At 65.4% G+C, this 23169-nt stretch carries 16 protein-coding genes; 9 read left to right on the top strand and 7 right to left on the bottom strand.

Features of this window, described 5'->3' with window-relative positions:
* Window positions 1-57: 57 nt before the first annotated feature.
* The 4 genes from CR156_RS08035 to CR156_RS08050 all read left to right on the top strand — a co-directional run bounded on the left by CR156_RS08035 (window position 58) and on the right by CR156_RS08050 (window position 7003).
* Complete coding sequence (locus CR156_RS08035) at window positions 58-1698, top strand: acetolactate synthase large subunit (protein ID WP_100552445.1); 1641 nt, start codon at window positions 58-60, stop codon at window positions 1696-1698.
* A gap of 276 nt (window positions 1699-1974) precedes the next feature.
* The gene (lysS, locus tag CR156_RS08040) at window positions 1975-3486 is read left to right on the top strand and encodes a lysine--tRNA ligase (protein ID WP_100552446.1); all 1512 of its coding nucleotides are present in this window, start codon (window positions 1975-1977) and stop codon (window positions 3484-3486) included.
* A 203-nt stretch (window positions 3487-3689) separates the two neighbouring features.
* Window positions 3690-4835, top strand: coding sequence for a response regulator (locus CR156_RS08045; RefSeq protein WP_100552447.1), 1146 nt, complete (start codon window positions 3690-3692; stop codon window positions 4833-4835).
* Window positions 4832-7003, top strand: a complete 2172-nt coding sequence (locus CR156_RS08050) for a response regulator (RefSeq protein WP_100552448.1) — start codon at window positions 4832-4834, stop codon at window positions 7001-7003. The genes CR156_RS08045 and CR156_RS08050 overlap by 4 nt, the downstream gene beginning before the upstream one ends.
* Before the next feature lie 105 nt (window positions 7004-7108).
* On the opposite strand, the gene CR156_RS08055 is transcribed toward CR156_RS08050, so the two are convergent.
* From CR156_RS08055 to betI, 5 genes are all read right to left on the bottom strand, one after another.
* A complete protein-coding gene (locus tag CR156_RS08055; RefSeq protein ID WP_100552449.1) occupies window positions 7109-7981 on the bottom strand; it encodes a crotonase/enoyl-CoA hydratase family protein in 873 nt (290 codons plus the stop codon).
* A gap of 161 nt (window positions 7982-8142) precedes the next feature.
* Window positions 8143-9819, bottom strand: a complete 1677-nt coding sequence (locus CR156_RS08060) for a long-chain fatty acid--CoA ligase (protein ID WP_100552450.1) — start codon at window positions 9817-9819, stop codon at window positions 8143-8145.
* Window positions 9820-10027: 208 nt separating this feature from the next.
* Window positions 10028-11710 carry a choline dehydrogenase gene (betA, locus tag CR156_RS08065; RefSeq protein ID WP_100552451.1) on the bottom strand — a complete coding sequence of 561 codons (1683 nt, stop codon included), beginning with the start codon at window positions 11708-11710 and terminating at the stop codon, window positions 10028-10030.
* Window positions 11711-11811: 101 nt separating this feature from the next.
* On the bottom strand, window positions 11812-13284 hold the full coding sequence (betB, locus tag CR156_RS08070; RefSeq protein ID WP_100552452.1) for a betaine-aldehyde dehydrogenase: 1473 nt from the start codon (window positions 13282-13284) through the stop codon (window positions 11812-11814).
* 41 nt (window positions 13285-13325) lie between these two features.
* Entirely contained in the window at window positions 13326-13916 is a 591-nt protein-coding gene (gene betI, locus CR156_RS08075) for a transcriptional regulator BetI (protein WP_100465265.1), read from the bottom strand.
* Window positions 13917-14086: 170 nt separating this feature from the next.
* Here betI and CR156_RS08080 point away from each other — a divergent pair, with 170 nt between their 5' ends.
* Entirely contained in the window at window positions 14087-15637 is a 1551-nt protein-coding gene (locus CR156_RS08080; protein WP_089240960.1) for a BCCT family transporter, read from the top strand.
* A gap of 92 nt (window positions 15638-15729) precedes the next feature.
* Window positions 15730-16173, top strand: a complete 444-nt coding sequence (locus tag CR156_RS08085) for a hypothetical protein (RefSeq protein ID WP_223880084.1) — start codon at window positions 15730-15732, stop codon at window positions 16171-16173.
* Window positions 16174-16273: 100 nt separating this feature from the next.
* On the opposite strand, the gene acnA is transcribed toward CR156_RS08085, so the two are convergent.
* Window positions 16274-19027, bottom strand: a complete 2754-nt coding sequence (acnA, locus tag CR156_RS08090; RefSeq protein WP_100552453.1) for an aconitate hydratase AcnA — start codon at window positions 19025-19027, stop codon at window positions 16274-16276.
* Between the two features lie 257 nt (window positions 19028-19284).
* A complete protein-coding gene (gene bamE, locus CR156_RS08095) occupies window positions 19285-19665 on the bottom strand; it encodes an outer membrane protein assembly factor BamE domain-containing protein (protein WP_100552454.1) in 381 nt (126 codons plus the stop codon).
* Between the two features lie 191 nt (window positions 19666-19856).
* On the opposite strand from bamE, the gene CR156_RS08100 reads away from it, so the two are divergent.
* From CR156_RS08100 to acnB, 3 genes are read left to right on the top strand one after another with little or no spacing between them, the layout of a single operon-like run.
* Complete coding sequence (locus tag CR156_RS08100; protein WP_025878955.1) at window positions 19857-20081, top strand: AbrB/MazE/SpoVT family DNA-binding domain-containing protein; 225 nt, start codon at window positions 19857-19859, stop codon at window positions 20079-20081.
* Window positions 20082-20087: 6 nt separating this feature from the next.
* Window positions 20088-20489, top strand: a complete 402-nt coding sequence (locus CR156_RS08105) for a type II toxin-antitoxin system VapC family toxin (protein ID WP_089240966.1) — start codon at window positions 20088-20090, stop codon at window positions 20487-20489.
* A gap of 41 nt (window positions 20490-20530) precedes the next feature.
* A complete protein-coding gene (gene acnB / locus CR156_RS08110) occupies window positions 20531-23122 on the top strand; it encodes a bifunctional aconitate hydratase 2/2-methylisocitrate dehydratase (RefSeq protein WP_100552455.1) in 2592 nt (863 codons plus the stop codon).
* Window positions 23123-23169 lie beyond the last annotated feature (47 nt).

The following is a 23169-nucleotide window of genomic DNA, read 5'->3' on the forward strand; positions in this document are numbered from 1 at the left end:
CCTGTCAGCATCCCTGCAACGTTCCATCATCACGCATTGCGAGAAGGACGTCATTCCATGTCCAAGGGTTCCGATCTGCTCGTCGCCGCACTCGAAAACGAGGGCGTCGAGCGCATTTTTGGCATTCCCGGTGAAGAGAACCTCGATGTCGTCGAGTCGCTTCGCCACTCCAGCATCGAGCTGGTCATCACCCGCCACGAACAGGCTGCCGTGTTCATGGCCGCCACCTATGGCCGCCTGACCGGCAAGCCGGGCGTCTGCCTGGCCACGCTCGGCCCGGGCGCACTGAACTTCACCACCGGTGCGGCCTATGCACTGCTCGGTGCGTGGCCGGTAATCATGATCACCGGGCAGAAGGGCATCGTTGCCAGCAAGCAGGCGCGCTTCCAGATCGTGGACATCGTCGGCACGATGAAGCCGCTGACCAAGTCCGCACGGCAGATCGTCTCGGCACGCACCATCCCGATCATCGTGCGCGAGGCGTTCCGCACGGCCCTGGAAGAACGCCCCGGCCCGGTGCTGCTGGAATTGCCCGAGGACATTGCGGCGATGGAGGTCGAGGACGTCGCAATGATTCCGCCGCACCCGGTGGATCGGCCGATTGCCAGCCCCGAGGCATTGGATCGCGCGGCGCAGATCATCCGCGACGCCAAGCGGCCGTTGCTGGTGATCGCGTCGGCGGCATCGCGGCCGCAGTCCAGCGAGGCGCTGTCGGCCTTCGTGCTGCGCGCCGGCATTCCGTTCGTCACCACGCAGATGGGCAAGGGCGCGGTGGCCGGCGGCTCGGGCCTGTACATGGGCACGGCGGCGCTGAGCGAGCGCGACTACGTGCACATGGCCATCGACCAGGCCGACGTGATCGTGACCATTGGCCACGAGGTGACGGAGAAGCCGCCGTTCGTGATGCGCCCGGGTGGCCGCACGGTCATCCACATCGGCTATTCGCAGGCCGCGGTTGAGCAGGTGTATTTCCCGCAGGTGGAGGTGATCGGCGATATCGGCCGTTCGCTGACCCTGCTGGCCGACCGCATCGAAGGCAAGGTCGACAACGCCGCGGCGCTGCTGCCGTTGCGTGCGACGATCCTGGAGCACATCGCCGATCGTGCCGAAGAGGCCGGCTTCACGCCGCAGCGGCTGGTGCATGACGTGCGCCAGGTGATGCCGCCGGACGGCATCGTTGCGCTGGACAACGGCATGTACAAGATCTGGTTTGCGCGCAATTACCGCACCCAGGTGGCGAACACGCTGCTGCTGGACAACGCATTGGCGACGATGGGTGCGGGCCTGCCGTCGGCGATCATGGCCTCGATCCTGTACCCGCAGCGCCGCGTGCTGGCGGTATGTGGCGATGGCGGTTTCATGATGAACAGCCAGGAGCTGGAGACGGCGCGCCGGCTGGGCCTGAACCTGGTGGTGCTGATCCTCAACGACGGCGCCTACGGCATGATCCGCTGGAAGCAGGCGGTGGACGGCTTCGCCGACTACGGCATGACCTTCGGCAATCCGGACTTCGTCAAATACGCCGAGGCCTATGGCTGCCAGGGGCATGAGGTGACCGCGATCGAGCAGTTCATTCCGACGCTGGAAGCGGCTTTCACCGCGGGCGGCGTGCACCTGGTGTCGGTGCCGATTGATTATTCGGAGAACCAGCGGGTGCTGGTGGACGAGCTGCGGCAGGCATTCCCCGGGAACGGGTGAATCCGGGGCATGGCCCGGTAGGTGTCGACCTTGGTCGACACGGGGGCGCCAACCAAGGTTGGCGGCTACCAGGGCGTCGGTGCCGTGATATCCGGTAGGTGTCGACCTTGGTCGACACACGATGAATCGCCAACCTGGGTTGGCGGCTACCGAGCAGGGGCGGCCCACGGCGGGGGAGGGGCCGCCCAGGGGCCGGGGCAGGGCGCTTTTGGTATGCTGGGCAACCGGCTGTGCCGGGCGCAAGACTCCCCCTCACTACACGATTCCCGCAGATCCATGAGCGAAGCTACCGATACCCCCCCCGTCGACGAAAACAAGTTGATCGCCGAGCGCCGTGAGAAACTCAAAGCGCTGCGTGGGCAGGGCATCGCGTACCCGAACGACTTCCGTCGCGAGGACTTCGCCGGCAGCCTGCAGGACGAGTTCGCCGACGCGGAACAGTGGACCGCCGAAACCCTGGAAGGCAACGGCCGCCAGGTGAAGATGGCCGGTCGCCTGATGGCCAAGCGGGTCATGGGCAAGGCCAGCTTCGCCCAGATCCAGGACGAATCCGGCCGCATCCAGCTGTTCCTGCAGGGCAGCGTGCTGGGCGATGCCTACACCGCCTTCAAGGGCTGGGACGTGGGCGACATCATTGCGGTCGAAGGTGGCCTGACCCGTACCAAGACCGGCGAGCTGTCGGTCAAGGCCGAGTCGATCCGCCTGCTGACCAAGTCGCTGCGCCCGCTGCCGGACAAGTGGCATGGCCTGGCCGACGTCGAGCAGCGCTACCGCCAGCGCTATGTCGACCTGATCGTGACGCCGGAGTCGCGCGCGGTGTTCATCAAGCGCTCGAAGATCATCCGTGCGATGCGTGCATGGCTGGACAACCGCGACTTCCTCGAAGTCGAGACGCCGATGATGCATTACATCCCGGGCGGCGCGGCGGCCAAGCCGTTCACCACCCACCACAATGCGCTGGACCTTGACCTGTACCTGCGCGTGGCGCCGGAGCTGTACCTCAAGCGCCTGACCGTCGGTGGCCTGGAGCGCGTCTACGAAATCAACCGCAACTTCCGCAACGAAGGCGTCAGCACCCGCCACAACCCGGAATTCACCATGATGGAGCTGTACGAGGCGTATGCCACGTACAACGAGATCATGGACCTGACCGAAGGCGTGATCCGTGACGTGGCGCAGGCGGTCAACGGTTCCACCACGGTGGAGTGGGATGGCGCCAACATCGACCTGGGCCCGGCGTTCCGCCGCTGGCGCATGGACGAGGCGGTGCGCCACCACAACCCGGAAATCTCCGCTGCCGACTGCACCGACCGTGATGCGCTGCTGCGCCATTGCGAGCGCTTGAAGATCCGCGTCAAGCCGTCCTACGGCTGGGGCAAGCTGCTGCTTGAGATCTTCGAAGCCACCGTCGAACACACCCTGATCCAGCCGACCTTCATCACCGATCACCCGGTGGAGGTCTCGCCGCTGGCCCGCGCCAACGACAACGATCCGGGCTACACCGACCGTTTCGAACTGTTCGTCAACGGCAAGGAGCTGGCCAACGGCTTCTCCGAGCTGAACGACCCGGAAGACCAGGCCCAGCGCTTCCAGGCGCAGGTGGCGGCGAAGGAAGGCGGCGACGACGAGGCCATGCACTACGACGCCGACTACATCCGTGCGCTGGAGTACGGCATGGCGCCGACCGGCGGCCTCGGCATCGGCGTCGATCGCCTGGTGATGCTGCTGACCGGCAGCAGCTCGATCCGCGACGTGCTGCTGTTCCCGTACATGCGTCCGGAGCAGTAACCGGCTTTTTCGGCGTCCGTTTGTGCGCGCCGTCTCGGTTTGAGACGGCGCGATTGACGCGTCCCGCACTCGGCGTATCGTTATTGCACAACCTTGACACCGGCTATGGCTTGATGGCGTCAGGGGAGGCCGCAATGTGGAGAATCCGCTTCACATTGTGACGACGATCATGAATCGGGGAGCTTGTGACGGGAGTCGAGCCGATGCAGGGTGCCAGCGTGCACAGCGGCGGGGTATCCTCGCCCGCTGACCTTTCAGCATGGTCGAGAAGGCAGGCAGAGAACGCCTTGAACATCGTCATCGTCGATGACCAGACTTCCGCACGGACGATGCTTCGTCACGTCATCGAAGACATCGCGCCGGAACTGAGCGTGCATGACTTCGGCGATCCGTTGACCGCGTTGGCATGGTGCGAATCGTATCCGGTCGACCTGCTGCTTCTCGATTACCGCATGCCGGAGATGGACGGGCTGGAATTCGCCCGCCGCTTCCGCCGGCTGCCCAAGCATCGCGATATCCCGGTAATCCTGATCACCGTGGTCGGCGACGAGCCGATCCGGCAGGCGGCGCTCGAAGCCGGCGTGATCGATTTCCTGGTCAAGCCGATCCGCCCGCGCGAGCTGCGCGCACGCTGCTACAACCTGTTGCAGTTGCGCCAGCAGACCGAGAACGTGAAGCAGCGCGCCCTGTCACTGGAGCAGCGGCTGCTGGCCAGCATGCATGAGGTGGAGGAGCGCGAGCGTGAGACGCTTTCGCGGCTGGCACGTGCGATCGAGTTCCGTGATGCCGGAACCAGTGCCTACCTTGAACGGATGGCGCGCGTGGCGGGCCTGATCGCCGAGCAGCTGGGCCTGCCGGAAGACGACGTCAAACTGATCGAAATGGCTGCGCCGCTGCATGACATGGGCAAGATCGCCATTCCCGATGCGGTGCTGCTCAAGCAGGGCAAGCTCAATGATGAGGAGCTGGCGATCATGCGTCGGCATCCGCGCATTGGCCATGAGCTGCTCAGTGGCAGCCAGAACCGCTTCATCCAGGTCGGTGCATTGATCGCGCTGCGTCACCATGAGCGCTACGACGGCAGTGGTTATCCCGATGGCCTGGTCGGCGACGCGATTCCGCTGGAGGCGCGTATCGTCGCCGTGGCCGACGTGTTCGATGCGCTGATCTCGCCACGCCCCTACAAGGAAGCGTGGACGATGGAAGCCACCATGGCCTACCTGTACGCTCAGCGTGGGCGTCTGTTCGATCCGCGTTGCGTGGATGCATTGCTGCGCGGCCGCGAGCAGCTGGAACAGATCTGCGCCGAGCACTCCATCGCCTCTGCACGGCCGGGACTGGGCGCGTGAAACGCCTGCTGTCGCGATTGCGGCTGCGCCTGTCCCAGCGACAGGACAGCGAGCACGGACAGCAGATCGTCCGCATCATCCTGATCAGTCTGATCCTGGCGTACGTGCTGCTGCCTTCGGCACGGCATGAACTGCCGCACAGCCAGTATGTCGGTGTGCTGGCGATCGTGCTGACCGGCCTGAGCCTGTCGCTGCTGTTGTTCGGCTGGCTGCTGTGGCGACCGCAGCGCTCCGATCCCCGGCGCGTGCTGGGCATGCTGGCCGACTACGGGCTGATCGCCGCCGGCATGATCCAGATGGGTGAGCCGCTGTCGTGGGTCTACATCGTGGTGATGTGGGTGACGGTGGGCAACGGCATGCGCTTCGGCAACCACTACCTGTATGTGGCTGTGGCGATGGCGATGGTCAGCTTCGGCAGCACCGCACTGTCCACCCCGTACTGGCAGCAGAACGCACGCCTGGCCATCGGCCTGTGGCTTGGCCTGGCGGCGGTTCCCCTGTATTTTTCCACGCTGCTGCGGCAGTTGACCGAAGCGATGGCCGAGGCGCGGCGCGCCAGCGAAGCCAAGAGTCGATTCCTGGCCAACATGAGCCACGAGTTTCGTACCCCACTCAATGGATTGAATGGCATGACAGAAGTATTGGCGACCACGCGCCTGGACGACGAACAGCGTGAGTGCGTGAGTACCATCCAGGCGTCATCGCGCAGCCTGCTGGCGCTGGTCGAGGAAGTGCTGGACATCTCGGCGATCGAGGCCGGCAAACTGCGCGTCGTTGCCGAGGATTTCGTCCTTTCCGAGGTGATCCAGGCCATCGGCCTGATCCTGTTGCCGCAGGCCAAGGCCAAGCGCCTGGACTATCGGGTGAAGGTAGCCGAGACCGTGCCGCCGACGTTGCGCGGCGATGTCGGGCATCTGCGGCAGATCCTGCTCAACCTGGCCGGCAACGCGGTCAAGTTCACCGATCATGGCCGGGTCGAGATCCGCGTCTGCGTTGTCCATGCAGACACGCAGGGTGGGGTGCGGCTGCGCTTCGACATTCTCGATACCGGCATCGGCGTCGCACCGGCGATGCGCCCGCGTCTGTTCGAGGCCTTCGAGCAGGCCGACGTCAGCATGGCCCGTCGTCATGAAGGTACCGGCCTGGGCACGACCATCGCCAAGGGGCTGGTCGAAGCGATGGACGGCGAGATCGGGTATCTGGACAACCCGCCGCAGGGCAGCCACTTCTGGGTGGAACTGCCGTTCGCGCCGCCGCAGCCGGTGGTCCCAGGTGCGGTGCCGACCCTTGCTGCGGGCGACGAAGCCGATGCTGGCGGCAACGTCATTGCGTTCGCCGACCCGTTCCTGCGCCATCGCGCGCGGGTGCGCAGCATGCAGATCCTGGTCGCCGACGACCACGAGGCCAACCGCATGGTGCTGCAGCGGCTTCTGCAGAAGGCCGGGCACAAGGTGCTGTGCGTCGATGGTGGCGAGGCAGTGCTCGACGCACTGGCCGAAAGCGAGTTCGATGCGGCCATCGTCGATCTGCACATGCCGGGCATGAGTGGCCTGGACATGCTGAAGGAGCTGCGGGTGATGCAGGCCGGTGGCGGCCCGCGCACGCCAGTGCTGGTGCTCAGCGCCGACGTTACTCCCGAAGCGATCCAGCGCTGTACCCAGGCCGGTGCACACGCGTTCCTGGCCAAGCCTGTGGTGGCCGTGCGCCTGCTGGACACCCTGGCCGAGATCGCCAACAACGCCCAGCTCAAGTCCAGTGCGCCGCCGATCGTGCGCACCGTCACCAACCTCGATGGCGTGCTTGATACCGGCGTGCTGGATGAACTGGCGTCGCTGGGAATGGGCGAGGGTTTCGAACGCGAGTTCATCCGCCAGTGCCTGGATGATGCCGAATCGTGCCTGCGCAAGGCCGAAGGCGATGGCGAAGCGGCACGCTGGGACGCTTTCCGCGAGCAGTCGCATGCGATCAAGGGTGTGGCCAGCAACCTCGGCCTGATACGCGCGTCCAACCGCGCCGGTGAATTGATGCGGATGGCCGATTGGCAGCTGAAAGCCGAATGGCGGCAGCGTCTTGCGGTGCTGCAGGGGGCGATCAAGGAAGGCCGGCATGCACTCGATGCGCGCGCCGAACGCAAGGCACGTGGCGTGGCCGACGACGGCGAACGCTAGCGCCGGGCCTGCCCGACCTGTGCGGCGGGTTACCCATGCTCGCGCGCCCCATAAAAAAAGCCCGGTGGCCAGCCGGGCTTGAACCCTGCGGGGGAGGGGAACGTATCAGGCCACATCCAGATTGGCGCGTCGGGTCTGCGCCTTGATCAAACGGTCCATGGTGCGCAGCGAACGATCGCCCAGGGCCAGTGCCGAATCGACCCAGACCTTGGTGATTTCCAGCAGTTCGTCATAGCTGACCGCCTGCGCCAGGTTGCGCGCGGCATTCATTGCCAGGTACGACTGCGGCAGGCGCTGCTGCTGGCGGATCATCTCTTCCACTGCACTGCGGCCTTCACCTTTCCTGACCAGAACGTCGACCACGCCCATCGCGTGCATCTCCTCGGCGCTGTAGACACGGCCGTCGAGGATGATCTTCTCGGCCAGCTGCGGTGACACCCGGCGGCACAGGAACGAATAGGCGCCCATGCCCGGGAACAGGCCGAACAGCACTTCGGGCAGGCCCATGCCGCAGCCTTCCTCGGCCACGATGGTGTGGCAGGCCAGTGCCATTTCCAGGCCGCCACCCAATGCGTCGCCCTGGATCAGGGCGATCGAGCGGACGTCGCCGCAGAAGCCGGTGTGCAGGTGGTGCACGCCTTCCACGCAGCGTTGGGCGTAGGTCAGCAGCAGGTCGCGGTTGCCTTCCCGGATCAGCCGGGTGAACAGGTCCAGGTCGCCGCCCAGGTTGTAGGCGGCGGCGTCGGAGGCCAGCACGAAATGGCGCAGCTGGCCGCTGTGGCGCTGCGCCGGGCCGCGGGTGATGGCGCTCATGTAGCTCCACATTTCGTCCAGCATGTCCTTGCGGCAGCAGGGACGCACGCCGGTGGAGGCGTCGGCGTGCATGAACAGCCAGTGGGCGGCGCCGTCGGCGCTGTCCTGGGTGCGGATGGTGGCATAGGGCGAGCCGCTGCTGGGCAGCTTTTCGATGGTACTCATGGAAGGGTCCTCGGCGGTGCGGCCCGCAGATCAAGGTGGTGGCCGGCGGGCCGAACGGTCCACTCACGCGGCGATGCTACACCGGCCCCGGGCCCACGCACGCGAAAAGGCCCGGGTCGTTGCCGACCCGGGCCTGAGCGCGTTCAACTTTCCGCAAACCCTTACGGGGCGGGCGTATCGCGGAGTTCGCGACGCAGGATCTTGCCGACGTTGGTCTTCGGCAGCTCTTTTCGGAATTCAACGATTCTGGGGTGCTTGTAGCCGGTCAGGTTGGCCCGGGCGTGTTCCTTGACCATCTCGGCGGTCAGGTTCGGGTCCTTCTTGACGATGACCACCTTGACCACCTCGCCGGACTTCTCGTCCGGTACGCCGACTGCGGCCACTTCCAGCACGCCCGGCATCATCGCGATCACGTCTTCGACTTCATTGGGGTACACGTTGAAGCCGGACACCAGGATCATGTCCTTCTTGCGGTCGACGATGTAGAAGAAGCCGTGCTCGTCCATCTTCGCCATGTCACCGGTGTGCAGCCAGTCGTCGGCGTCGATGGCCTTGGCGGTTTCCTCGGGGCGCTGCCAGTAGCCCTTCATCACCTGCGGGCCGCGGATGCACAGTTCGCCCACTTCACCCAGCGCCAGGATGTTGCCGTTGTCGTCCTTGATGCAGGCATCGGTGGACGGAATCGGCAGGCCGATCGAGCCGTTGTACTCGGCCAGGGTAAGCGGGTTGATGCAGGCCGCCGGCGAGGTCTCGGTCAGGCCGTAGGCCTCGACCAGGGTGACGCCGGTGGTCTTCTTCCAGCGCTCGGCGACCGCACGCTGCACGGCCATGCCGCCGCCCAGGGTCACCTTCAGCGAGGAGAAATCGACGGTGTCGAAGCCGGGGGTGTTGAGCAGGCCGTTGAACAGCGTGTTGACGCCGGTGATCGCGGTGAAGCGCACCGACTTGAGCTCCTTGACGAAGCCCTTCATGTCACGCGGGTTGGTGATGAGGTGGTTGCAGCCACCGAACTTCATGAAGACCAGGCCGTTCGCCGTCAACGCGAAGATGTGGTACAGCGGCAGGGCGGTGATGATCCATTCCTTGCCCATCTCGATGCCCGATGCGCTGATCCAGGCCGAGGCCTGCTGCATGTTGGCGATCAGGTTGCGGTTGGTCAGCATCGCGCCCTTGGCCACACCGGTGGTGCCGCCGGTGTACTGCAGGAACGCCACGTCGTCGTGGTCGATCTCGACCTTCGGCAGGGTGTGGCGGCTGCCCAGCTTGAGCGCCTGCTTGAAGCGCACCGCGCCCTTCAGATGGTAGTTGGGCACCATCTTCTTGATGTACTTGAGCACGAAGTTGACGATCACGCCCTTGGTGCCGAGCAGGTCGCCCAGGCCGGTGGTGACCACATGCTTGACCGGCGTATCGGCGATGACCTGTTCGACGGTGTCGCCGAAGTTGTCCACCACCACGATCGCGGCAACCCCGGCGTCGACCAGCTGATGCTTCAGCTCGCGCGCGGTGTACAGCGGGTTGACGTTGACCACGGTCAAGCCGGCACGCAGCACGCCGAAGGTCGCCACCGGGTACTGCAGGCAGTTGGGCATCATCAGGGCGACGCGGTCGCCCTTCTTGAGCTTCAGCTCGCCCAGCAGGTAAGCGGCGAACTGCTCGACCAGGGCGTCGGTCTCACCGTAGGTGAGGGTCTTGCCGAAACTGGAGTAGGCCGGTCGGTCGCGGAACTTCGCGACGGAGGCGTCGAAGACCGAAACTACCGAATGGAACTCGTTGACGTCGATTTCGGCGGGAACGCCTTTCGGATAGCTCTGCAGCCAGGGACGATCCAGACTCATATTCCCCCTCCAGGAATCGTGATGATGGGTGCGGCGCGGACAGTATCCGCCAGAACCGCTCTCCGCAGCATACCGCCCCGTAGGGAAAACGCGAAGAGGCCCGCCGCGTAGCGGCTGGATGCGGCAAAAGACGCCGGGCATGGCCCGGCGCTACCGAAGGGGGCAAAGGTGCCGGTAGCGCCGGGCCGTGCCCGGCGGAGTAGCCGCGTCAGCCGCGGCTGCGTACCGGCGCGCCGTTGGCCTTGAAGTACGGTGCAGTGCTGCGCGGCAGCGGAGTGCGGCCACGGATCACATCGGCCAGCTTCTCGGCGATCATGATGGTCGGTGCGTTGAGGTTGCCGGTGACCACCTGCGGCATGATCGAGGCATCGACGATGCGCAGGCCTTCCAGGCCATGCACGCGACCCTGGCCGTCGACTACCGCCATCGGATCATCAGCGTGGCCCATCTTGTTCGAGCAGGACGGGTGGTAGGCGGTCTCGGCATGCTCGCGCACGAACGCATCGATCTGCGCATCGGTCTGCAGCGCGCTGCCCGGCGAGATTTCGCGACCGCTGTACGGTGCCAGCGCCGGCTGCGCGAAGATCTCGCGGGTGATCCGGATCGCCGAGCGGAATTCGCGCCAGTCCTGGTCGTGCGACATGTAGTTGAACAGGATGCTGGGATCTTCGCGCGGGTCCTTCGAGCGTACGTGGATGCGGCCACGGCTCGGCGAGCGCATCGAGCCGACATGCATCTGGAAGCTGTGCGCCTTGATCGGGTTGGAGCCGTTGTAATTGATCGCCACCGGCAGGAAGTGATACTGCAGGTTGGGCCAGTCGAATTCGGCATCGCTGCGAATGAAGCCGCCCGCCTCGAACTGATTGCTGGCGCCGATGCCGGTGCCCAGGAACAGCCATTCGGCGCCGATTGCCGGCTGGTTGTACAGCTTCAGTGCCGGGGCCAGCGAGACCGGCTTCTTGCACTCGTACTGCAGGTACATTTCCAGATGATCCTGCAGGTTGGCGCCGACGCCGGGCAGGTGGTGCACCAGGTCGATGTCCAGGCTGCGCAGCAGGTCGGCCGGGCCGACGCCGGAGCGCTGCAGGATCTGCGGCGAGGCGATGGCGCCGCCGCACAACAGCACTTCGCGGCGTGCGGTGGCGCGCTGCGGCTGGTCGTTGTGCAGCCACTGCACGCCCACTGCGCGCTTGCCCGAGAACAGGATGCGGTCGGTCAGCGCGTGGGTGACGATGGTCAGGTTCGGGCGCGGTTTGGCCAGGTCCAGATAGCCACGCGCGGTGCTGGAACGACGGCCCTTCGGCGTGACCGTGCGGTCCATCGGGCCGAAGCCTTCCTGCTGGTAGCCGTTGAGGTCGTCGGTGCGCGGGTAACCGGCCTGTACGCCGGCCTCGACCATCGCCGCGAACAGTTCGTTGTTGCCGGCCTTGGGCGTGGTGACGCGCAGCGGGCCGTCGCCGCCGTGGTAGTCATTGGCGCCGATGTCGCGGGTTTCGGCCTTGCGGAAGTACGGCAGGCAGTCCAGGTAGGTCCAGTCTTCCAGGCCCGGCATGCCGGCCCAGTTGTCGTAGTCCATCGCGTTGCCGCGGATGTAGCACATGCCGTTGATCAGCGACGAACCGCCCAGGCCCTTGCCACGACCGCAATCCATCCGGCGGTTGTTCATGAAGGGCTCGGGATCGGTCTTGTACGCCCAGTTGTAGCGCTTGCCCTGCAGCGGGAAGGCCAGCGCGGCCGGCATCTGGGTACGGAAGTCGAGCCGGTAGTCCGGGCCACCGGCTTCCAGCAGCAGCACGCTGACGTCGGCATCTTCGGTGAGGCGGGTGGCCAGCACGTTGCCGGCCGAACCGGCGCCGATGATGATGTAGTCGTACTCGTTATGGGTGCTCATGGTTGCTCTCCTGCAGGCCGGGCGCGCTGCATGCAGGCGTCCCGGCGGAATGTCGGATCGGCGCGGTGGCCGGACGATGGGCGGTGCTCAGGGCGCGCCGGTCAGAACACGCTGGCGTAGTCGCCCAGTTCGACCTGCACCGACTTGATGCGGGTGTAGTGGCCGAGGGTGGAGATGCCGTTCTCGCGGCCGACGCCGGACTGCTTGTAACCACCCACCGGCATTTCGGCCGGCGACTCGCCCCAGGTGTTGATCCAGCAGATGCCGGCTTCCAGGCGATGGATGATGCGATGTGCGCGGCTGATGTCCTTGCTGACCACGCCTGCGGCCAGGCCGAAGGTGGTGTCGTTGGCGCGACGCACCACTTCGTCCTCGTCGTCGTAGGCGAGGATGCTCATCACCGGCCCGAAGATTTCTTCGCGGACAATCGTCATGTCATCGCGGCAGTCGGAGAACACTGTGGGCAGCACATAGGCGCCATCAGCCAGGGCTGCATCGGTGGCACGACCGCCGCCGGTCAGCAGGCGCGCGCCTTCGCTCTTGCCGCTTTCGATGAAGCGCAGCACGTTTTCCATGTGCGGGAAGCTGGTCAGCGGGCCGAAGTTGGTCTCGGCGGCCATCGGGTCGCCGATGCGGATGCGCTTGACGCGCTCGACCACGGCGGCCTCGAACGCGGCCAGCATGCTGCGCGGCACGAACACGCGGGTGCCGTTGGTGCAGACCTGGCCGGAGCTGAAGAAGTTGGCCATCACTGCGATGTCGGCGGCGCGGTCCAGATCGGCGTCGTCACAGATCACCAGCGGCGACTTGCCGCCCAGTTCCATCGTCACTTCCTTCAGCGACGACGACGCGGCGCTGGCCATGACCTTCTTGCCGGTGGCGACGCCGCCGGTGAAGGAGATCTTCTCGATAACCGGGTGCTCGGTCAGCCAGTTGCCGATCTCGCGGCCAGGGCCCTGCACGACGTTGAACACGCCGTCCGGCACGCCGGCTTCGGTGTAGATCTCGGCGAGCTTGATCGCGGTCAGCGGGGTCACTTCGGACGGCTTGAAGACCATCGCGTTGCCGGCGGCCAGGGCCGGGGCCGACTTCCACATGGCGATCTGGATCGGGTAGTTCCAGGCGCCGATGCCGGCGACCACGCCCAGCGGCTCGCGGCGGGTATAGAAGAAGCTCGATTCGCGCAGCGGCAGCTGGATGCCTTCGATGGCGGTGGCCAGGCCGGCGTAGTACTCCAGCACGTCGGCGCCGGTGACGATGTCCACGGTGGTGGTTTCGGCCAGTGCCTTGCCGGTATCCAGGGTTTCCAGGTGGGCCAGCTCGTCATTGCGCTCGCGAAGGATCTCGACGGCGCGGCGCAGGATGCGTGAGCGCTCCATCGCGGTCATCGCTGCCCACACCTTCTGGCCTTCACTGGCGCTTTCAACCGCGCGCTCGACATCGGCCTGGCTGGCGATCTGCACGTCGGCCAGCACCTGGCCAGTGGCCGGGTTGATGGTCTGGAAGGTCTTGCCACTGGTGGCATCGACGCGGCGGCCGTGGATGTAGAGCTGTTGCACGGGCAGGGTGGTCATCGGCTTGCTCCTGGAAGGGGTGGGGCGGGTTGCTGGCGCGCTCAGGGCGCGTTGGCCTGCAATTGGAAATCGATGTAGCCGTAGGCGATGCGGCGTGCCTTGTCGGCGTTGAAGTCACCGCCGACCAGGCTGCCACGCAGCCACAGGCCGTCGATCATGGCGGCCAGTCCGCGTGCGGACAGGCGTGCCTGCGCATGCGGCAGCTGGCGGTTGAACTGGTGACAGAGGTTGGAGAACAGTCGCTGGTCGTTGGCGCGCTGCAGCCGGGTCAGTTCCGGCTGGTGCATGCTCGCGGCCCAGAACGTCAGCCATACACGCATGGCGGTCCCGTTGGTCTGGCTGTCGTCGAAGTTGCCATCGACGATGGCGCGAAGCTGTGAACGTGCGTCATCCGGCGCGGCGTCGCGATAGCGGGCGACGGCGGCCTTCAGCTCGCGCAGGATCTGCCGCATCGCGGCATTGAGCAGGCCGTCCTTGTCGCCGAAGTAGTGGGCGACGATGCCGCTGGACAGGCCGGCCTTCTTTGCGATGGTGGCGACGGTGGCATCGGCCATGCCGATCTCGTCGATGGTCTGGAAAGTGGCCCGGATCAACTGCTCGCGGCGGACCGGTTCCACGCCTTTCTTCGGCATTGTCTCTCCACGGATTGCGACCCGGGATGCCGGGCTGGTGAAGATCATACTTTTTATTGATTGAACGTTCAATCAATAAACCCTACGATGCCGGTCGCGCCCCCACGCCATGGGCCCGGTTTCCGGTCCGGCCCCGCCCATGTGCCCCCCTGGACTGATGAGACGACCCCATGTCTTCCCTGGCTCATCCCAAGCGCTCGCCCCTGCGCTTGAACCGTTTCGTGTTCTTCAGTTCGTCGGTCTCCATCGGCATCCTCGGTGCGTTGACCGTGTTCTTCCCGCAGGCCAGCGAGCACTGGCTGCAATGGGCGCAGGCCGAGGTCTCGGCGGCGTTCGGCTGGTGGTACATGCTGTTGATCGTGGCCTGCCTGGGTTTCGTGCTGTGGCTGGCGTTCTCGCCGTATGGCCGCATCCGCCTGGGTCATAACGAGGAGTCGCCCGCCTTCGGCTACGTGGCCTGGGTGTCGATGCTGTTCTCGGCCGGCATCGGCATCGCGCTGCTGTACTACGGCGCCTACGAGCCGCTGGACCATTTCCTCAACCCGCCCGGGCAGCCCGGCGGCACGGTTGCGGCCGGCCGCGAAGCGATGGTGCTGACCTTCCTGCACTGGGGCCTGCACGGTTGGGCGCTGTACGCGCTGGTCGGCGTGGCGCTGGGCTACTTTGCCTATCGACGCAACCTGCCGCTGGCGCTGCGTTCGGCGCTGTACCCGATCTTCGGCGAGCGCATCCATGGCCGCATCGGTGACATGGTCGATGGCTTCGGCATCCTGGCGACGCTGATCTCGATGGTTACCAACCTCGGCATCGGTGCGCTGGTGGTGCAGTCCGGCCTGGTCTACCTGTTCCACATCCCGGATACGCCGCAGGTGCTGGTGGCGATCGTGCTGGTGATGATGGTCGTGGCCACCATCGGCGTCGTTGCCGGTGTGGAGAAGGGCATCGCCTGGTTGTCCAACCTCAACGTGCGCCTGCTGTGCCTGTTGCTGCTGTTCGTGCTGGTAACCGGGCCGACCCTGCATCTGTTCGACGGCCTGGTGCAGAACACCGGCGACTATCTGGGCGCGTTCGTGCGCAAGAGCTTCGACATGTACCTCAATGACCCGAAGGGGCGTGAGTGGATGGGCTCGTGGACGCTGTTCTACTGGGCGTGGTGGATTGCCTGGGCGCCGTTCGTGGGCCTGTTCGTGGCGCGCATCTCGCGCGGCCGCACCATCCGCGAAGTGATTATGGGCGTGCTGCTGATCCCTCTCGGCTTCACCCTGGCGTGGCTGTCGATCTTCGGCAACACCGCCATCGACCTGGTGCTGAACCACGGCCAGGCGGCACTGGGCGAAGTGGCCCAGCATGATGCGGCGATGACCCTGTTCAAGCTGCTGGAGTATCTGCCTGCAGCGCCGTACATCGCCGGCGCGGCGGTGGTGATCGGTTTCGTGTTGTTCCTGACCCCGGTCGATTCGGGCACGCTGATGATCGCCAACCTGTGCACCCGGCGTGTCGACGATGGCGTGGAGGATGGGCATGACGCGCCGATCTGGCTGCGCGTGTTCTGGGCGGCGGGCATCACCGTGGCCAGCGTCGGCCTGCTGCTGGCCGGCAACTTCAGCGCGATGCAGACAGCGGTGGTGCTGTGCGGCCTGCCGTTCTCGTTCATCCTGGCGTTCTATATGTGGGGCCTGTTGAAGGCGCTGCGTACCGACCCGGATGCACCGCGGCGATAAGGGTGGGTGATGAGGATTTCGTCGTTCTCTGAAAGACAGCCGTACCTGCCGACTGCAATCATCGCTCGACATGCTTCTGAAGGAGTCGCGCGATGGTCCGTACCCTGGTTGTTTCCCTGATTTTCTCCCTTTGCTGCCTGCCGGCGGCGGTGGCCGCCCCTCCTGTGCAGCTGGATTTCCCGGTGCTGGTGCTGGGTGAAACCGCGCCGGTGCGCCTGCAGCTGGCTCCGCATGCGGGCGGGCTGGCGCTCTACTCGATCCACATGAATACCATGGACAGTGGAGTGGTCAGCGGCTATCAGGTGACCGGCGTGCAGTGCCCGTCGGGATTCCAGTTCAACCTGTATCGCAATGGCCAGGGGGCGGTCTGCTACCGCATGGAGGACACCCCGCATGCGGGAGGTGTGATGGTGGTGCAGGTCATCAATGTCGATGCGGCCGACGGGCACACGCTGTGGGAAGAGGGGCTGGGCTTTCTGGATGCGCATGGGCCCCCGCAGCGGACCGCGTGGCATCTGTTTGCTGTGCGCCCATAACGTGTAAAGCAAAGGGCCGGATCTGCGAGGATCCGGCCCTTTCGTCTTTCCGCTGACAGCAGCCAGGCATGGCCTGGCTCTACCTATGCAGTGCGATCGATCAACGCGCAGCCAGCTGGCGCAGTACGTACTGCAGCAGGCCGCCGTGGCGGAAGTACTCCACTTCCTTCGGGGTCAGCAGCATCACCGAGGCTTCGAAGGTCTTCTTCGTGCCATCAGCCTTGGTCGCGGTGACCGTGGCGCGCTTGCTGGCGCCATCCTGCAGGCCGGTGACATCGATCACTTCCGAACCATCCAGGCCCAGCGACTGTGCGTTTTCGCCGTTGCGGAACTGCAGCGGCAGCACGCCCATGCCGACCAGGTTCGAACGATGGATGCGTTCGAAGCTCTCGGCGATGACCGCCTTCACGCCCAGCAGCAGGGTGCCCTTGGCGGCCCAGTCGCGCGAGGAACCGGTGCCGTATTCCTTGCCGGCCAGCACCACCAGCGGCACCTTGTCGGCCTTGTACTTCATGGCGGCATCGTAGATCGCCAGCTTTTCCGGCTGGCCGCCGTTGGCCGGGTAGTACAGGGTGTTGCCGCCTTCTTCGCCACCGAACATCAGGTTCTTGATGCGGATGTTGGCGAAGGTGCCGCGGACCATCACGTCATCGTTGCCGCGGCGGCTGCCGTAGCTGTTGAAGTCGGCCGGCTGCACGCCGCGCTCCTGCAGGAAGCGGCCTGCCGGCGAATCCTTCTTGATGTTGCCGGCCGGGGAGATGTGGTCGGTGGTGATCGAATCGCCGAACAGGCCCATCACCCGCGCGCCGTGCACGTCATCGATGGTGCCGACCTGCATGGTCATGCCGTCGAAGTACGGCGGGTTCTTGATGTAGGTGGAGGCGTCGCTCCATTCGTACAGATCACCGTCCGGCGAGGCGATGGTGTTCCAGCGGGTATCGCCCTTGAACACGTCGGCGTAGTTCTGCTTGAACATCTCCGGGCCGACGGTAGCGGCGATGACGTCGCCGATTTCCTTGTTGCTCGGCCAGATGTCGCGCAGGTACACCGGCTGGCCATCGCTGCCGGTGCCCAGCGGCTCGGTGGTCAGGTCGATGTCGGTGGTGCCGGCGATGGCGTAGGCCACCACCAGCGGCGGGCTGGCCAGGTAGTTCATCTTCACTTCGGGGTGCACGCGGCCCTCGAAGTTGCGATTGCCCGACAGCACCGAGGTCACCACCAGATCACCACTGGCGATGCCGGCGCTGACTTCGGTCGGCAGCGGGCCGGAGTTGCCGATGCAGGTGGTGCAGCCATAGCCGACCACATAGAAGCCGATCTTTTCCAGCTCGGTGAGTACACCGGCCTTTTCCAGATAGTCGGTGACCACACGCGAGCCTGGGCCGAGCGAGGTCTTGACCCATGGCTTGCGATCCAGGCCCTTGGCGGCCGCGTTGCGGGCCAGCAGGCCGGCGCCGATCATCACCGCCGGGTTGGAGGTGTTGGTACACGAGGTGATGGCGGCGATGACCACCGCGCCATCCTTCAGCCGCACCTTCCTGCCGTCCATTTCGATGTCGGCGTAGCCCTTGGCCAACTGCTCGTTGCCCACGGCGGCGCCGCCGCCTTCATTGACGAAGGTGGAGACATCCTCGCTGCGCTTGTCACGGTTGGCGGTCATGCCGACCAGCGCGTCGCGGTAGTTCTTCTGCACGTCTTCCAGCAGCACGCGGTCCTGCGGGCGCTTGGGGCCGGCCAGCGAGGGCTTCACCGTGCCCATGTCCAGTTCCAGCGTGGTGCTGTACTGCGCATGCGGGCTGTTGGCGTCGTGCCACAGGCCCTGCGCCTTGGCATAGGCTTCGACCAGGGCGATCTGCTCTTCGCTGCGGCCGGACAGGCGCAGGTAGGTCAGCGATTCGTTGTCGATCGGGAAGATGCCGCAGGTGGCGCCGTATTCCGGGGCCATGTTGCCGATGGTCGCGCGGTCGGCCAGTGGCAGGTGCTGCAGGCCGTCGCCATAGAACTCGACGAACTTGCCGACCACGCCGAGCTTGCGCAGCATCTGGGTGACGGTCAGCACCAGGTCGGTGGCGGTGGCGCCTTCGGGCAGCTTGCCGGTCAGCTTGAAGCCGACCACCTGCGGAATCAGCATCGACGAGGGCTGGCCGAGCATGGCTGCTTCTGCCTCGATGCCGCCCACGCCCCAGCCGAGCACGCCGATGCCGTTGATCATCGTGGTGTGGCTGTCGGTGCCGAACACGGTATCGGGGTAGGCGATGGCCTTGCCGTCCTTGTCCGCGGTCATCACCACGCGGGCCAGGTTTTCCAGGTTGACCTGGTGGACGATGCCGGTGTTGGGCGGCACCACCTTGAAGTTGTCGAAGGCCTTCTGGCCCCAGCGCAGGAAGCCGTAGCGTTCCTGGTTGCGCTGGAACTCGATCTTGCCGTTGAGGTCCAGTGCGTCGGGCTTGCCGAACACATCCACCTGCACCGAGTGGTCGATGACCAGTTCGGAGGGGATCAGCGGATTGATCTGTTCGGGGCGACCGCCCAGCTTGACCACGGCATCGCGCATCGCGGCCAGGTCGACCACGCAGGGCACGCCGGTGAAGTCCTGCAGCACCACGCGTGCGGGCATGAAGGCGATTTCGGTGTCGGGCTCTGCGCTGGGCTGCCAGCGGGCGACGGCCTCGATGTGATCCTTGCCGACGGTGACGCCGCCATCCTCGTGCCGGAGCAGATTCTCCAGCAGGATCTTCATCGAGTAGGGCAGGTGGGAGATGTCGAAGCGCTGGCCCAGCTTGGGCAGGCTGAAGTAGTCGTAGGTCTTGCCGCCGACGTCCAGCTGGCTGCGGGTGGAGAACGAATCGCTCATGCGGGATGACTCCTCTTGCGGATGGCTTGCAGTGGCCCGCATGGGCGGGCCTGCTTGCGTTTGCCGGTGGCACTCCGGCCCCGGATCCTGCCCAGTATCGGCGATCCAGCGCCCGGCAATGACCCGGCAGGCTTGGAACGCAAGGTTACAGCGATGTGTGTAGCCTTCGTGTCAGCGTACCCATCGTTTTTGCGCCGGCCCGCACGCAGACGGGGCGCTCATGGGCGCCCCGTCCAGGAATGCATCGGCTGCAGGAGTTACTTGCCGTTGGCGGCATCCAGCAGCGGGTTGCCGGTCTTGGCGCCACTGGTGCCGTTGCTCTTGGACTTGGCGGTCAGCACGCCGGCCTTGTTGAATTCGAAGACGGTCGATTCGTTGATGTTCTTGCCGAAGCTCTTGATCTTGGTGAAGTCGTAGTACCAGACCTGGGTGTCGCCCAGCTGCTCGCGGCGATTGGGTGCACCAAAGGCCTCGCTGACCTGCTTCTGGGTGGTCTTGCCGATCTCCGCCGCGTCCATCTGCGCCGGGGTGATCTCGGTGCCGGTTACGTAGGCACCGAACGGGTTGAAGGCGTGGGCCGCCGGGACCGACAGGGCCAACGGGGCAGCCAGCATCAGGGCAAGAGTGAGAGCGCGCATGAAACTTCCTTATTTATGGAGCGGATAGGTGCGGTAGGAGCGCCGGGGGCGTCCAGCCGGAGCGCAGCAGGGCTGCCGAGGGAGTCTAACCCCCGGATGCGACTGACGCGGGATGAAGGTCACATATCAGGTGGTTTGTTCCGGATGCGACGGGTATGTATAATTCATACATACTTTTTGAGGCGTACCCCATGGAAGCCACCGTTGCTGAACGCGGACAGATCACCCTGCCCAAGGCAGTGCGTGATGCGCTGGGCCTGACCAAGGGCACCTTGCTGAAGGTGGAGCTGGAAGGCAGCCGGATCATCCTGCGCAAGAGCGTGGACGATGCGATCTCCCGCGCCCGCGGCAAGTTCTCGCTGGACGGCTTCGAATCGGCCGACGCGGCCGTGCGCGACCTGCGCGACGAGGAGTAAGCGGTGATGATCGCCGTCGATTCACCGGTGCTGGTCGAACTGCTCAGCAACGGCCCGCAGGCCGATGCGGTGGAAGCCTGCCTGCGGCAGAGCCTGGTCGGCGGCCGCGTGGTGGTCTGCGGCGCCACCCTGGCCGAGATCTGCGCCGCCCTGCGCGGCGGTGCCGAGGTACTGGAAGCGCTGGAAGAAATGGGCGTGCACTTCAACGCGCTGGAAGCCAAATCGGCACTGCGCGCCGGTGAAATGCACCGCCGCCATCGCCAGCGCGGCAGCGGCCAGCGCCGTGGCCTGGACGAATTCATGATCGGTGCCCACGCCCTGCTGCAGTGCGATGGCCTGATCACCTGGAACGACACGTTTTATCGCGACTACTTCAAGGGCCTGAAGCTGATCGTGCCGCAAGCCTGAGCCCACTTTTTATTCACCTCACGCATTACCCGGGAGTTGTCATGTTGGAAGCCTACCGCCACCACGTCGCCGAGCGCGCTGCGCTTGGCATCCCGCCCCTGCCGCTGACCGCGCAGCAGACGGCCGATGTCATCGAACTGCTGAAGAACCCGCCGCAGGGCGAGGCCGAGTTCCTGCTCGACCTGCTGACCCACCGGGTGCCGGCCGGCGTCGATGACGCTGCCAAGGTCAAGGCCTCGTACCTGGCCGCGATCGCACTGGGCAGCGAGCAGAACCCGCTGATCAGCCGCGAGCGCGCCACCGAACTGCTGGGCACCATGCTGGGCGGCTACAACGTCGCGCCGCTGGTGCAGCTGCTGGACGACGCCAGCGTCGGCGCCATCGCTGCCGACGCGCTGAAGAAGACCCTGCTGGTGTTCGACGCCTTCCACGACGTGCAGGAAAAGGCCAAGGCCGGCAACGCCAACGCCCAGTCCGTGATGCAGAGCTGGGCCGATGCCGAGTGGTTCACCAGCAACCCGGAAGTGCCGCAGAGCCTGACCGTCACCGTGTTCAAGGTGCCGGGCGAAACCAATACCGACGACCTGTCGCCGGCACCGGACGCGACCACCCGCCCGGACATTCCGATGCACGCCCTGGCGATGCTGAAGAACAAGCGTGACGATGCAGCGTTCACCCCGGAAGAAGACGGCAAGCGTGGCCCGATCCAGCAGATCCTGTCGCTGAAGGACAAGGGCCACCTGGTGGCCTATGTCGGCGACGTGGTCGGCACCGGTTCTTCGCGCAAGTCGGCCACCAACAGCGTGCTGTGGTGGACCGGTGATGACATTCCGTACATCCCGAACAAGCGCGCCGGTGGCGTCTGCCTGGGTTCGAAGATCGCACCGATCTTCTACAACACCATGGAAGATGCCGGCGCGCTGCCGATCGAGCTGGACGTGTCGAAGATGGAGCACGGCGATGTGGTCGAGCTGCGTCCGTACGACGGCAAGGCGCTGAAGAACGGCGAAGTGATCGCCGAGTTCCAGGTCAAGTCCGAAGTACTGTTCGACGAAGTGCGTGCCGGTGGCCGCATTCCGCTGATCATCGGCCGTGGCCTGACCGGCAAGGCGCGTGAAGCGCTGGGCCTGGCCCCGACCGACCTGTTCCGCCTGCCGGTGCAGCCGGCCGATACCGGCAAGGGCTTCTCGCTGGCACAGAAGATGGTCGGCCGCGCCTGTGGCCTGGCCGAAGGGCAGGGTATGCGCCCGGGCACCTACTGCGAACCGAAGATGACCTCGGTGGGCTCGCAGGACACCACCGGCCCGATGACCCGCGACGAGCTGAAGGACCTGGCCTGCCTGGGCTTCTCGGCCGACCTGGTGATGCAGTCGTTCTGCCACACCGCGGCCTACCCGAAGCCGGTGGACGTCAAGACCCACCACACCCTGCCGGAATTCATCTCCACCCGCGGAGGCATCTCGCTGCGTCCGGGTGACGGCGTGATCCACAGCTGGCTCAACCGCATGCTGCTGCCGGACACCGTCGGCACCGGTGGTGACTCGCACACCCGTTTCCCGGTGGGCATTTCGTTCCCGGCCGGTTCGGGCCTGGTTGCCTTCGCCGCTGCCACCGGCGTCATGCCGCTGGACATGCCGGAGTCGGTGCTTGTGCGTTTCAAGGGCAAGATGCAGCCGGGCGTGACCCTGCGTGACCTGGTCAACGCGATCCCGCTGTACGCGATCAAGTCGGGCCTGCTGACCGTGGCCAAGGCTGGCAAGAAGAACATCTTCTCCGGTCGCATCCTGGAGATCGAAGGCCTGCCGGAACTGAAGGTCGAACAGGCATTCGAACTGTCCGATGCCTCGGCCGAGCGTTCGGCTGCCGGCTGCTCGGTGCGCCTGAACAAGGAACCGATCATCGAGTACCTGACCAGCAACATCACGCTGCTGAAGTGGATGATCGCCGAGGGTTACCAGGATCCGCGTTCGCTGCAGCGTCGCATCGAGAAGATGGAAGCGTGGCTGGCCAACCCGGAGCTGCTGGAGCCGGATGCCGACGCCGAGTACGCCGCCGTCATCGAGATCGACCTGGCCGACATCCACGAGCCGATCGTGGCCTGCCCGAACGACCCGGACGACGTGAAGACCCTGTCCGAAGTCGCTGGTGCGAAGATCGACGAAGTGTTCATCGGTTCGTGCATGACCAACATCGGTCACTTCCGTGCCGCTGCGAAGCTGCTGGAAGGCAAGCGCGACCTGCCGACCCGCCTGTGGGTGGCCCCGCCGACCAAGATGGATGCGTCCGAGCTGACCAAGGAAGGCGTGTACGGCACCTTCGGCGCCACCGGCGCACGCATGGAAATGCCGGGCTGCTCGCTGTGCATGGGCAACCAGGCGCAGATCCGCGAAGGCTCCACCGCGATGTCGACCTCGACCCGCAACTTCCCGAACCGTCTGGGCCGCAACACCAACGTGTACCTGGGTTCGGCGGAACTGGCCGCGATCTGCTCGCGCCTGGGCCGCATTCCGACCAAGGAAGAGTACATGGCCGATGTGGGCGTGATCGCCGCCAGCGGCGCGGAGATCTACCGCTACATGAACTTTGACCAGATCGAGGAATACCAGGACGTGGCCAACACGGTCGCTGCCTGATCCTGCTGATCGGTTGATGATGTAAACGAAGAACCCCCGGTGAAAGC

The sequence above is a fragment of the Stenotrophomonas lactitubi genome, from assembly GCF_002803515.1.
Lineage (GTDB): Bacteria > Pseudomonadota > Gammaproteobacteria > Xanthomonadales > Xanthomonadaceae > Stenotrophomonas > Stenotrophomonas lactitubi.